This is a genomic window from Bacillus sp. FSL P4-0248 (assembly GCF_038593305.1).
Lineage (GTDB): Bacteria > Bacillota > Bacilli > Bacillales > Bacillaceae > Bacillus > Bacillus safensis.
Map to the genome: position 1 here is coordinate 3,389,688 of NZ_CP151983.1, position 12,060 is coordinate 3,401,747.

Annotated in this window: 13 protein-coding genes; 1 reads left to right on the forward strand and 12 read right to left on the reverse strand. The window is 43.9% G+C overall.

Translation table 11 applies throughout. From position 1 onward, the window contains the following. Positions 1 to 3 precede the first annotated feature (3 nt). From NST65_RS17485 to NST65_RS17540, 12 genes are all read right to left on the reverse strand, one after another. A complete protein-coding gene (locus tag NST65_RS17485; protein WP_269199619.1) occupies positions 4 to 795 on the reverse strand; it encodes an SDR family oxidoreductase in 792 nt (263 codons plus the stop codon). Between the two features lie 104 nt (positions 796 to 899). After that, entirely contained in the window at positions 900 to 1,355 is a 456-nt protein-coding gene (locus NST65_RS17490) for a dTDP-4-dehydrorhamnose 3,5-epimerase family protein (RefSeq protein WP_065214906.1), read from the reverse strand. Further along, complete coding sequence (rfbD, locus tag NST65_RS17495; RefSeq protein ID WP_061110217.1) at positions 1,348 to 2,202, reverse strand: dTDP-4-dehydrorhamnose reductase; 855 nt, start codon at positions 2,200 to 2,202, stop codon at positions 1,348 to 1,350. Before rfbD ends, NST65_RS17490 begins: the two co-directional genes overlap by 8 nt. A gap of 3 nt (positions 2,203 to 2,205) precedes the next feature. After that, on the reverse strand, positions 2,206 to 3,171 hold the full coding sequence (gene rfbB / locus NST65_RS17500; RefSeq protein WP_254001478.1) for a dTDP-glucose 4,6-dehydratase: 966 nt from the start codon (positions 3,169 to 3,171) through the stop codon (positions 2,206 to 2,208). Then, positions 3,168 to 3,908, reverse strand: a complete 741-nt coding sequence (locus NST65_RS17505) for a sugar phosphate nucleotidyltransferase (RefSeq protein WP_024423805.1) — start codon at positions 3,906 to 3,908, stop codon at positions 3,168 to 3,170. Before NST65_RS17505 ends, rfbB begins: the two co-directional genes overlap by 4 nt. Positions 3,909 to 3,910: 2 nt before the next feature. Further along, positions 3,911 to 4,939 (reverse strand): glycosyltransferase, encoded by a 1,029-nt coding sequence (locus NST65_RS17510; RefSeq protein WP_264316006.1) that lies wholly within the window; start codon positions 4,937 to 4,939, stop codon positions 3,911 to 3,913. Then, a complete protein-coding gene (locus NST65_RS17515; RefSeq protein ID WP_061110221.1) occupies positions 4,936 to 5,676 on the reverse strand; it encodes a glycosyltransferase family protein in 741 nt (246 codons plus the stop codon). The genes NST65_RS17510 and NST65_RS17515 overlap by 4 nt, the downstream gene beginning before the upstream one ends. After that, positions 5,666 to 6,790: an N-acetylneuraminate synthase family protein gene (locus NST65_RS17520; RefSeq protein ID WP_111926910.1), complete on the reverse strand. Its 1,125-nt coding sequence runs from the start codon at positions 6,788 to 6,790 to the stop codon at positions 5,666 to 5,668. Before NST65_RS17520 ends, NST65_RS17515 begins: the two co-directional genes overlap by 11 nt. A 1-nt stretch (position 6,791) precedes the next feature. Then, on the reverse strand, positions 6,792 to 7,667 hold the full coding sequence (locus NST65_RS17525; RefSeq protein WP_111926912.1) for a GNAT family N-acetyltransferase: 876 nt from the start codon (positions 7,665 to 7,667) through the stop codon (positions 6,792 to 6,794). Next, positions 7,664 to 8,842 carry a DegT/DnrJ/EryC1/StrS family aminotransferase gene (locus NST65_RS17530; RefSeq protein WP_041115442.1) on the reverse strand — a complete coding sequence of 393 codons (1,179 nt, stop codon included), beginning with the start codon at positions 8,840 to 8,842 and terminating at the stop codon, positions 7,664 to 7,666. Before NST65_RS17530 ends, NST65_RS17525 begins: the two co-directional genes overlap by 4 nt. 21 nt (positions 8,843 to 8,863) lie before the next feature. Then, positions 8,864 to 10,276, reverse strand: coding sequence for a CDP-glycerol glycerophosphotransferase family protein (locus NST65_RS17535; RefSeq protein WP_111926914.1), 1,413 nt, complete (start codon positions 10,274 to 10,276; stop codon positions 8,864 to 8,866). 6 nt (positions 10,277 to 10,282) lie between these two features. Beyond that, positions 10,283 to 11,053: a glycosyltransferase family 2 protein gene (locus tag NST65_RS17540; RefSeq protein WP_041115894.1), complete on the reverse strand. Its 771-nt coding sequence runs from the start codon at positions 11,051 to 11,053 to the stop codon at positions 10,283 to 10,285. A gap of 184 nt (positions 11,054 to 11,237) precedes the next feature. Here NST65_RS17540 and NST65_RS17545 point away from each other — a divergent pair, with 184 nt between their 5' ends. Next, complete coding sequence (locus NST65_RS17545) at positions 11,238 to 11,903, forward strand: hypothetical protein (protein ID WP_227001751.1); 666 nt, start codon at positions 11,238 to 11,240, stop codon at positions 11,901 to 11,903. The last annotated feature ends 157 nt before the right edge of the window (positions 11,904 to 12,060 follow it).

Here is a 12,060-nt window from a genome sequence, read left to right on the forward strand (position 1 = left end):
ATGTCATATACTTTTCATCGAACCACCATCGACGGATATTTGTTGTCCTGTAAGATAGGAGGCTTCCTCTGATGCGATAAAAGCGGCCAATGAAGCCATTTCACTCGCTGACCCCACTCTTTTCATTGGAATTCCTGACGCTACAGCCTGTACAGCTTCTTCCCGCGATAATGCCTGTTTACGCATCATGTTTCCGATAAATTGTTCATACCGATCTGTAGCAATAAATCCCGGGTTTAAACAATTCACTGTGATCCCTGAAGGTGCAAGCTGTGTGGCAGCATTTTTACTAGCATTGATAATCGCTGCATTCATCATACTGTTCGTAAACATTTGGTCGCCAGGTTCCTTCCATAGGTTCCCGACAATTTGAATGATCCGGCCATACTCATGTCGTTTCATCATCGCTGCCGCACGCTTCATCGTATCAATGTACGCAAGGGCTTTTTGAGAAAATACTGCCATCATCTGCTCGCTGTCACACGAATCAAAGGTATCCGGCTTCCCCCCTGGAATGTTATTAATCAACACATCCAGTCTGCCAAACTCTTTTTCTATTTTCGTAAAAGCCTCAGCCCTCACTCCTTCATCTGACATGTCCCCACAGAAAAGAGCCACCGGCTCCTTTGTTTCTGCCATACGCCCAATGTGCTGCTGCGCTTCTTCTAGTGAGGATTGATTTCTAGAATTGATGATGATCTTTACATTGTCTTGAGCGGCAAGCTTTACGGCGATGGCCTTTCCAATCCCTGTACTTGCTCCTGTTACAAACGCAATTCTTTTAGACAAACTCATCCACATCCCTTTTCTTATCAGCTTAGTACATATACATAAAATGACACATATAGAATGTATTTCAACAAAAAAAGACCTTTCTCCTGCGAAAGGCCCCCCGTTCTCTATTTAAATGTCGTTTCCCAATTAAACCCGATCGTTTCGTCATTCCAGGCGATTCGCTTTTCATCTGGGTTATTCGGGTCATACGATTCTGTTGTGAAATACACAATTTGCAGCGGCGTCTCACCTAGTACACGATAGCCATGCGCGACACCCTTTGGGATAAGAAGCAGCATCGGATTGTCTTCCCCCATATAATACACATCGGTTTGCCCCTTTGTGGAAGAGTCCTCACGCAAATCATATAACACGACCTGCGCATGACCTGCAGGGAAGAACCAAACGTCGTCTTGTTTTTCATGATAATGAAAGGCTTTGATCACGCCTGGAAAGCTTTTCGACCATGACGCCTGCCCAAAGCGTTTCAGCATCGGTTCATCATCTCGAATGAGCTCTGCAAAAAAGCCGCGGTCATCACAATGTTTCATGAGTTTTTTCGTTTGAACACCATCAATCATGCTGTTGCCATCTCCCTTCTTTCTGCAAATATTCGTAAAGTGCATCCTTCCAATGCCTCGGCTGCCAGCCTGTGGCTTCAATCGCTTGAAGGTCTAAGACAGAATAGGCTGGGCGAGGCGTTTGGAAGCCGTACTCTTCCGTGGAAATCGGCTCAATTGTGGCGGACAGTCCGCTTTTCATCACAATTTCTGACGCAAAATCAAACCAGGAACAGCTTTCTCGATTACTGACATGATACACGCCTGCCTTCTGATCAAACAAATGAATCAAGGCCTCAGCTGCATCCTTTGTATAAGTAGGAGACCCTATTTGATCGTTCACAATGCGCAAATGATCCTTCGTTTCAGCGAGCCGAAGAATGGTATTCACAAAGTTATGCCCCTCATGTCCATAAAGCCACGAGGTACGAATGATTTTCACTTCATCTGACACAAGCTGAATCAATTCCTCACCAAGCTTTTTACTCTTTCCATAAATGGTTTGAGGATCTGCTTGTGCATCGATTTGGTAAGGGGTGTGCGCCTGCCCGTCAAACACATAATCTGTACTGACATGTAACACATCAGCGCCTGCGCGCTTTGCTTCCAGGGCTGTATAGTAGGCGCCAATGCCATTCACAAGATACGCCTTTTCGGTTTCTGTTTCACATTGATCAACAGATGTATAGGCTGCTGCACTGACAACAATATCAGGCTGATAGTGTCTCATCGCATGTCTAACTGCCTGCTGGTCTGTGATATTGAGCATGTTCCTCGTTAAGGCAATGACGGTCATGTCTTTTTCTTTGAGCTGTCTGCTCAATTCTTTCCCTAATTGGCCGCCTGCACCGGTGATTAAAACTTTCATCCGTCACCCTTCTTCGCTCTGATCGTATTTGGTTCGATACCAATTGATCGTTTTTTCGATACCTTCTTCAAATGACGTCTCCTGCGTCCAGCCGAGCTCGCCTTTTAGCTTACTTGCATCAATGGCATACCGTCTGTCATGTCCTTTTCGGTCTTGAATAAACGCAATTTGATCATGACTGATTCCAAGCTGCGATAGAATCGTTTTGGTTAAATCAAGATTTGTTTTCTCATTGCCGCCGCCAATATTGTATACCTGCCCGGCTGTGCCGTTTTCGAGCACCTTCTTCACAGCTCTCGCATGGTCTTCTACATACAGCCAATCGCGAATTTGCTGGCCGTCTCCATAAATCGGGATTTTCTCTCCATTGACTGCTTTTCTAATAATGGTCGGTATTAATTTTTCCTCATGCTGATACGGTCCGTAATTGTTGCTGCATCGTGTAATCATCGCGGGTAATTGGTAAGTGTGGATAAAGGATTTTACAAGCAGGTCTGAACTCGCCTTGCTTGCTGAATAAGGATTGTTCGGTGAGAGTGGTGTTTGTTCTGTGAAAGCAGGATCATCTGGCTCCAAATCTCCATATACTTCATCTGTTGAAATATGAATGAGCTTTTTCGCCTTTCCATTTAAAACAGCTTCAAGCATACGATACGTTCCAAGGACATTTGTTTGAATAAAAGGCTCTGCCGATTCAATGCTGCGATCAACATGCGATTCTGCCGCAAAATGAATGATTGCATCATAGACTTCGTCAAATGCTTGATCCAGCTCATGCTGAAGGGTAATATCCCCCTGAATAAACCGAAAATGAGACAACTTTAATAATTCATCCATCTCGTCTGGATGACTGGCATATGTTAATTTATCAAAAACGGTGAGCCTGATATTTGTATCCTGAAGCAGCAGCTTCACAAAATTCAGTCCGATAAAACCCGCTCCACCTGTAATTAAATAAGACTTCGTCATTCGGATCCCTCTTTTTTCTTCATCGTTTCAAACATTTTCGCAGATGCTTCGTGGAGAGATTCATGTGTTCCTGCATCAATCCACCACCCTTTTAACATATCATAGGTCAGCTGGCTATTTGAGATATAGAGATTGTTCACGTCTGTAATCTCTAATTCGCCTCGATCTGACGGCGAGATTCTCTCAATATATTGAAAGACTTCTTGATCATAAAAATAGATGCCCGTGACGCAGTAAGATGAGCGCGGATACTCCGGCTTTTCTTCTATTGATAAAATCCGTTGGCGCGTGGCATCAATTTCTGCAATGCCAAACCGGTTTGGATCTGCCACTTCTTTCAACAAAACCTTGGCTCCTCTATCTTGCCGCTGAAAGGCTTCAACAAAAGGGTTTAGCGAATCCTCAAATACATTATCACCAAGCATCAGCACAAACTTCTCCCCTTTGACAAAGGGCTTTGCATAGGATAAGCCGTCTGATATCCCAGACGCTTCAGGCTGTACCTGATATACGATGTTCATCCCCAATTCCTGATCGCTTTCAAGCAGCTTTTGAAACAACGGGATTTGTTCTTCTTGTGATATGACCATCACATCTAAAATCCCTGCTTCCTTCAATTTGAACAATGACCAATAAATCATTGGATATGGACCAACCGGCAATAAATGTTTATTGAAAATCTTCGTTAAAGGCGCCAGTCGTGATCCCTTTCCTCCTGCTAAAATAACTCCCTTCACATCTACACATCCTTATAGTCTTTTTGGTGATGATTCATGAGGTGTATAAGAATGTTTTTCACTCGTTCAATTCCTTTTCCATCAATGAGTGTCCGTCCATTAAGATGGATGCTCCTGCGGAGAAAGTAGCTGCTGGACAGTCTTTCCACAGCACACCGTATATCTTTTTCATCCACAAGTTCACCTAAGCCAAGATGGCGGCACGCTCCCTTTTGTGCAAAACGAGCCGCTGTCACTGCTTGATGGTCGACTTGTGAAAGGACAATACTGGGCACTCCGATACAAACTGCCTCGTATAATGTCATCCCGCCAGCAACTATTGCCAGATCAGCTTCCGAGAGACGCGCAGGTAATTGATCTGTATGACGAATGAATTGAATATGCTCAGCCTCTATTTGTTCTTCAATGCGGGAGGCTTTTCCTGTAACCGCTAAAATGTGTAAGTGGTCCGCTTCGAGGATTGCTGATGCAGTCTTTAATAACAATCCACGCGGGTCACTGCCTCCAAGACTGATGACCACCTTTTTGCATTCTTTTCGAACCTCATATGTGTCTTTTAATCGGCTTATCTCTTGATCTAACAATAAATAAGGTGTTCCATAAAAATATTCTGTCCCATCTACTTGCATGTACTTTTCGTCCAGACCGCCATAAATGCCGTTCACGACAGCATCGGCAAGCTGACAAGCTTCTGCTCTTTTTTCTTCGAATAAGACCAGCCTGGCAGAGCTGGAGGATGCTTTGACTAATTGAAGAAATTGGAGGTCACAATCAAGTACATCAATCAGCAGAAGATCTGGATTCAGCTCTTTTATGTCCTGCTCCATCTGAAGGAATGCCTTCGACTCCTGCACCAAATGAACGTGCCAATCTGGACCTGAGAGCATTTCTACACAGATCTGTTCATTTGTATAGAAAGATATGTCGTTTCCTTCTTGAAGCAGTTGATTTGCCAGCCGTTTCATTCTGACGACATGACCCATCCCTCTTAAAAACCCACCATACACAACAATCATGATTTTCTTGTTCATTCAGCATCCTTCTGTTTCACAAATTGATTCAGCCGAACAATATCAGGGTCTTGTTCGCAAATGGTGATGAGTTCAGCCGTAGGCACAGCAATGGAGCCGCCAGCTTTCTCTAGTAAACGGGTCGCAAACACATAATCTTCTTCTGTATCAATCGTGAATCGATAAGCAGGATATGCAAGTTCTTTGGGCGGTGTGAATAATTGCAGGTGAAATTGCTCAGGATGCTTTCTGATATAGAGCGTGACATGCTCACGCTCTGGCTGCGTAAGGGGAAAATTGTCGATTTCACTTAAAATCTGTGCGTCGATCATTTCCCCGGAAATACCGAGTGGCGTTCCAGCCGTATACGTGTAATCAGCCTTCTCTTGTCTATGTTTTTCAAGCATTTTCGACAAAAGGACTGGATCTATAAATGGGTTATCTCCTGTTAAACGCACAATGGTTTGTGGTTCAAAATGACGGACAATCTGCGCAAATCGCTGCAGTACATCCGCCTCACTGCCACGAAATACTTTATAGCCCTTTGATAAACAATAATGAGCCAGCAGATCATCTTCTGCCTCAACTGTTGTGGCGATCATGAGGTTCTGCGTTTTGTGATTGTAATGATCTGATTGCTTTACTCGTTCAACAATCAGGTCGATCAGCGCCATACCGCCGATCGGTTTCATCACCTTTTTTGGCAGCCTTGTTGAGCCCATTCTCGCCTGTATGACAAAAAGGACATCATTGATCATTTGGCGTCTCCTGCATGAGTACATCTTTCCACGAAACCCCTGTATGGGCTGGGATATCTCTGACAGCCTTTGCGCCAAGTAAAATCGCCATATACCGCGGATGCAGACCTTGGCTTTTTTGTCCTGGACGTAACACGGCTAGATTTTCTGCGGTCAATGTCTCGCCTTTCGCAATGCCTTTTGTCGTAAAAATGCCTCGATACGCAAATTCACGAATCTTGCCTTCAATAGCTGTTGTCGTTTTATAAGAACTGCCAAGGAGCTCTTCTGGCACTGAATGAGTGTCAGCTTCTGTTAGATTCCGCTGCTTTTCTGCCGCTCGAATATGCTGAACCATTTCCTTCAATTCTTCAGGATCAAGAGCAAAGGAATGATCAGCCCCAGGTAACGTTTTATCGACTGTAAAGTGCTTTTCAATGATTGCTGCCCCAAGCTTCACAGCGGCCACAGGCGCTTCAGTTGGATGCTCACTATGATCAGAAAAACCAATGACTGCCTCGGGAAATGCCGCAGCTAAGGTTTGAAGCACGCGGAGATTCGTGTAAGCTCTAGGTGCTGGATACTTTGCTACGCAATGCATGATAGCGACCTGCTGATTGTGCTCGCTTGTAATCGCCTCATATGCTTCATGGACATCCGAAATGGTTGCCCCGGCTGTTGAGAATATGATGGGCTTTTGAAAAGATGCCGTGTGACGCATAAGAGGCAAATGATTGATTTCATAGGATGCCAACTTGAAAGCCGGCGGATCGGTTTGATTCAATAGATCCGCAGATTCTTCGTCACACACTGTGCTTAAAAATATCAGCCCTTTTTCCGCGCAACGTGACAATAACACCGGGAGCCATTCTGGCGGCAGCTCCATTTGTTCCACTAAAGAAAAAATAGACACCTCTTCCCCTTTGGCTGTTTCGTACAAACCCGGTTCCTTTTGATACATCCGATCAGCTTGAAACATTTGAAACTTCACCGCATCGGCACCTGCTTCCTTTGCCACATCAATTAAAGCAAGCGCCTGATCCAGCTTTCCATCATGGTTAATGCCTGCCTCTGCAATGATAAAGACAGGCGCGCCACCCCCTACTTTGCGATCTCCGATATAGAAATGCGCCATCTTACCTCTCTCCTTTTTTCGGCCACACATGGTAATACAAGAAGGCATTTTTTGTTCTAAAGCCCAGCTTTTCGTACAGCTGAATCGCGGTTGTGTTATGCATCTGAGTTCCGGCAGACATAAACCGATGCCCTCTCTCATGAGAGGCGTTAATCATCGCCATCACGAGCTTTTTTCCGATCCCTTTTCCTTGTGCATCCGCTCTAATGGACAATAAATCAAGTACCAGTTCATCGCCCTTTGTCACCCCTTGAATCAAACCAATGACTTCATCGTTCACCTTTGCTGCGAGATTGATATCTGCACGTCCGAGTAAATTGTTTCTCATCCATTCCTGAAAAAAATGCTGGACGGCATTCTGATCTAAAAAAGGATCAAGTGCATACCGGCTTTTCACAAAAGCCTGATGAGCAAGTGACACCGCCTCATCGTAATCCTTTTCATCCGGCAGACTGATGACCACATCTTCACCTGTAGATGGCATCTCCATTTGAACAGGCGGCGCCTCAAGACGAGTGAGACCGCCCACATAGTACACATGTGACAGCCTTTGGACGATGCGGTTTTTTTCAAGATCAGACGCTTCAAGACGTAAAAAGAAAAAATCGCATTTTTCTGTTCTCATCCAATTAATGAAACGCTCCATCAATTCTTGAAAAGCAGACTCTGACTCCGCTTCGACAAACTTCACATGAAAAATATGCTGATGAAAAATGCCGCTTTCCCATTTTGACCATTCATATAACAGGACTGCCTTTAGCTGTGCGCCATTAACAAGAGCAAACTGCTTGAAGCCGTTCATTTGTTCCGCTTGTTGACCGTATTTCTCCAGCCAAGCAGCCAGCACCTGATCATCTACAGCATGAACGACCTTCATGATAATGCCTTCTGTTCTTTTAAAATAGACAACACCGCTGTGATAACATCCTGCACATCTTCATCTGTCATACTTGGATAGAGCGGCAGTGAGAGCGTCTGCTTGTAGTATGCAAGTGACTCAGGAAAATCCTCCGGTGAATAGTGATATGTTTCTTGATAGTATGGATGCAAGTGAACAGGGATAAAGTGAACACTCGTGCCGATTTTATATTCCTTTTGCAGCTGATCAATCAGTTCATCACGCGTGATAAATGCTTCTTTTGGATTCACTTGCAGTACATACAAATGCCATGCATGTCTTCCTTCTTGATGCACAGGCGGCAGGATCAGACCCGCTTCTTTTTGAAAAGCCTGATTGTATGCTTTTGCAATCTGTTCTCTCCGCGCCTGCATGTCATCTAGTCGGCTTAGTTGAACAAGCCCTATCGATGCCTGCACGTCAAACATGTTCATTTTATAGCCTGGTTCCTCGACCTCGTAATACCACGTTCCTTTTTCTCCATAACGATTCCACGCTCCCTTGCTCATCCCATGGAGCGCTAGTCTTCTAATCCGAGCCGCAAGCGCATCATCATTTGTTGTCAGCATGCCGCCTTCACCAGTCGCTAGGTTTTTCGTTGCATAAAAGCTAAAAGCGGTCGCATCACCAATGGATCCAACGGGCTGACCGTGATACGTTGTGTAAAGAGCGTGGGCAGCATCTTCAAGTACAAATAGATCATACTTTTTGGCAATGGCTAAAATTCGGTCCATATCGCACGATTGACCGGCAAAGTGAACAGGAACAATTGCTTTTGTGTGTGGTGTAATCGCCGCTTCTAGTTTCTCTGCATCAAGGTTGAGTGTCGCTGGATCAATATCGACAAATACAGGCGCTGCTCCCGTATGGATAATCGTATTGGCTGTTGCGCAGAATGTCAGAGGGGTTGTAATCACCTCATCCCCAGCCCTAATCCCTCTTGCCTTTAACGCTAAAAATAAAGCAGCCGTACATGAATTGACAGCGATCGCATGTTTTGCACCTGTCAGCTGCTGAAATTCTTCTTCAAACTGTCTTACTTTTGGTCCAGTTGACAGCCAGCCGGACTTTAATGTTCCAATGACTTCATCAATTTCTTCCTGCTGAATGAAAGGCAGAGCATAAGGAAGAAATTGTGCTCTCTTTTTTCCCATATCGCTTGCACACCCCTATCTTCATCTCTGAAAATCCACACCAGTTTTTGTTTTAAGCAGAGAAAGCAGAACATCGATAGATCGCGCATGCGGATAATGTTGTTTAATGAACTGAGCTCCTTGCTGCTTTGCCAGTTTCATCTCTTGTTCATCCGACAAAATACGAATGGCCTTCTCAGCTAGTTCAACAGGGTTTTCCATATGATAGCTGCCAAGCGACTCGTAATATGGGTATCTTCTGCCTTCTGTCGTTTTCCCGATCAGCACACTCTTTTCAAAAAGCATCGCTTCAAGACCAACTGTTGATGTGAGCGTAATCACGATATCCACATATGGCAGCAGGTCATACAGGTCAATTTCTTTTTTAATCAATTTCACATGATTTCCCGCTCGTTCAATAGACACATAGTCATTTAATCGATTTCGAGCAATTTCCCAAGGATGCGGCTTCATGATCAGCTGAATGTCTTTCCGTTTGGCGATCGTTTTAAGAACATCGCCATAAAAGGCTTCAGAAAACGGCTGCGTTGCCACAAGCACGGTCTTTTTAGCCGGACTGAAGTTCAATTTACGAAAAATGAGATCCTGTTGAAGCGGCGTTCGCTCCTTCACCAAATCAAACCTCGGATGACCTGTGATTTCCACCTGTTCCGGCTGACAGCCTTTATCTACATACCAGTCCTTTTCATATTTTCCAAATACCCCATGGCAAGTCGTGAAAATTGGTAAAAAGGCTTCGTCTCCCATAAGCGCACCGTGCTGAAGACAGATACTCGTAAGCTGGCGTTTCACTGTTTGCAAAGCGAGTACGCGGCTGTAAGCATCCTCCGTCGTTCCAACAATGACAGCTGCAATCGGCTGCATTTGAAATAGCATTTCTATTTGGTCAATGACATCAATAAATTGCACAATGTCCTTCCGCAGCTTTTCTCTAAAAAAGACATTGCCAAAGACAGGGTGGTGAGCGTAAGGTTTAAGGAGAGCATTTGCTTTTTCAATATATTCAGCGTGGGCTTCTTTATTAACCTCTCCGGCTAATTCCGGCTTACTGATCACGGGTAATCCATAATAATCCGCCTTCTTCCAGCGAGCGAGCACCACCGTTTGGTTTGGATGGAACCGCGTGTAATTTTGTTCCGTAAAACGCAGGTGTTCAAAGTGAAGCAATACCTTTCCATTCGCCGGACGATAAGCGATACGCTTGATCTGCTGTTTATGCTGATCAAAAAATGGCTGAATCTCTTCCGGTAATGGACAAGCGGTTGTCAGTTCTTGACCGAATGCTTCATCTTCCATGCGTTCCCTCACTTCAGGACTGATATATTGATAAAAATTACTGATCAACCCAAGAGGAATTTGCTTGTAGGACAAATCCTTCATCAGATTCACATACTCAAAGTACACCTGCCAATAATGATGAATATAGTGCGACACTTCAGGTCACCTCCCATGTTTTTGTTTTAATATACTGCGAAGCTCCCAGCAGGTAGACTGCTCGGGAAGTGCTTGAATAAAGGCACTTTTCTCTTCTTCTGCCAGCTGATAATGAATGGACTGTTCTGTGATGTAATTTGTATCTAATATTTCATCAAAGGGATAGAACGGATAAAAATGATTTAACCGAAAAAAGAAACGGGCATCCCCTATCCGATAAAAATGCGGACTCTCGTCCCAGTAAGACCCAAATTCAGCATGAATTTTTGATAAAATGGATGCACGATGTACGACCGAGCAATGATCTATGGCACAGGGGGCATTCCATTGCACTGTTTGCGCCGGCCGAATCGTTTCCTTCACTGGCTCTTTTTTGCTATTTAAATAGATCACTTTAGAACTAGAATAGACAATCTCTTTACCTGGATGGGCATCTAGATAATGAGTGAGCTTCTCTAAACGGTCCGGGGCGTAGACATTGTCATCTGTGGCATAGGAAATATACTCGCCCTTTGCCAGTTCTAATGCTTGATTAATCAGCACGGCGTAGCGAGTTTTCGCTGTTCTCTCTTCCAGCGTTTTGACACCGCTTTGGATAAAGTGAACGCGGGGATCTTTGCGAAACGGTTCAATCGCAGCAAGGGTTTTTTCGTTTGATCCATCATCCATGATAAAAAGTTCAAAGTCTGACAGCGTCTGCTGCAGGACCGCTTCAATCGATCTGCCGACGTAAGCCGCCTTGTTGTAGCTCGTCATAATGACAGTTACTTTTGTCAAAGTTTTCACCTCGGTCTCTTTCAAACTATGTTTATCATATGTGTCTCCTCTTAAAGAGACTGTAGAGTGACCTATTTTTTATAAAATTGTATTTTTTTATTGATCTATCTTTGAAAAATGCGAATTTTTTGGTAATATAAGTAATCATTTGTGTGTATTAAAGGAGTAAAGAACATTGGAAGCTATGAAGAATGATCACTCCCAAGAAGAGGAAGTAAAAGGATTTTTTCGATTTTTTAAAATTTTCGTCGCGACAAAAACGATTATTCGCTCATATCAACATTCCAATATTCCCATTTGGCTGATGATGCTCCTTGCAAGTATCGCCGGTACGGGCTGGATCTACGAAGGGTATTTTAGCGAGTATATGGGCAATCATATTCCATTCCCTTTTATTCTGTTACAAGGAGCGGGATATGGTATTTTGGCAGGCAATATGATTCTATTTTTCGGTGTCCTTCTGATTAAATGGTTAGGCCGTCTCTTTTTCGACTGTCAAACGGCATATCGAGATATACTCAAAGCCTGCACACTGACGGTCTTTTTCCCTTCTGCTTTATTTTCACTTACTTGGATTTTCACTGTTGGGATGCTCGGTCCGTATACGTTTGTTAAAATCTCACCATATTTAGATCAGCATTATGAAGTATGGTATTATCTCGATCTTTTAACTCTTACGGATGTATATGCAAAGACGTGGATATTTGGAATGGCAATTTTAGGCATTGTCGCTGTGATGAAGCTCAAATTATGGCAAGCCTTCATCATTGTGATCACACCGCTCGCCGCGTTTTTTCTCATCACGACACTTTTATTTGATATTCAGCACGCTGTAAACTGGATCATGTAAAAAAGACGAGTACCGATAGAATACGAGGGATTGTCTACACGCTGAGGAATTGCATAGCAGTTCCTTTTTTTCGTTCAATGTACATATTCTCCCCTCCTGTCTCATAGTGTGAAAGAGAGAAAGAATGATATGGAAACAACAGGTGCTTTAGCGCCTT

Bases quoted from the DNA above. Each gene is read 5' to 3' on its own strand.
- NST65_RS17490 (WP_065214906.1), bottom strand. From the start codon at position 1,355: ATGATTGATGGTGTTCAAACGAAAAAACTCATGAAACATTGTGATGAC.
- rfbB (WP_254001478.1), bottom strand. From the start codon at position 3,171: ATGACGAAGTCTTATTTAATTACAGGTGGAGCGGGTTTTATCGGACTG.
- NST65_RS17510 (WP_264316006.1), bottom strand. From the start codon at position 4,939: ATGAACAAGAAAATCATGATTGTTGTGTATGGTGGGTTTTTAAGAGGG.
- NST65_RS17520 (WP_111926910.1), bottom strand. From the start codon at position 6,790: ATGGCGCATTTCTATATCGGAGATCGCAAAGTAGGGGGTGGCGCGCCT.
- NST65_RS17485 (WP_269199619.1), bottom strand. From the start codon at position 795: ATGAGTTTGTCTAAAAGAATTGCGTTTGTAACAGGAGCAAGTACAGGG.
- rfbD (WP_061110217.1), bottom strand. From the start codon at position 2,202: ATGAAAGTTTTAATCACCGGTGCAGGCGGCCAATTAGGGAAAGAATTG.
- NST65_RS17530 (WP_041115442.1), bottom strand. From the start codon at position 8,842: ATGGGAAAAAAGAGAGCACAATTTCTTCCTTATGCTCTGCCTTTCATT.
- NST65_RS17545 (WP_227001751.1), top strand. From the start codon at position 11,238: ATGAAGAATGATCACTCCCAAGAAGAGGAAGTAAAAGGATTTTTTCGA.
- NST65_RS17525 (WP_111926912.1), bottom strand. From the start codon at position 7,667: ATGAAGGTCGTTCATGCTGTAGATGATCAGGTGCTGGCTGCTTGGCTG.
- NST65_RS17515 (WP_061110221.1), bottom strand. From the start codon at position 5,676: ATGATCAATGATGTCCTTTTTGTCATACAGGCGAGAATGGGCTCAACA.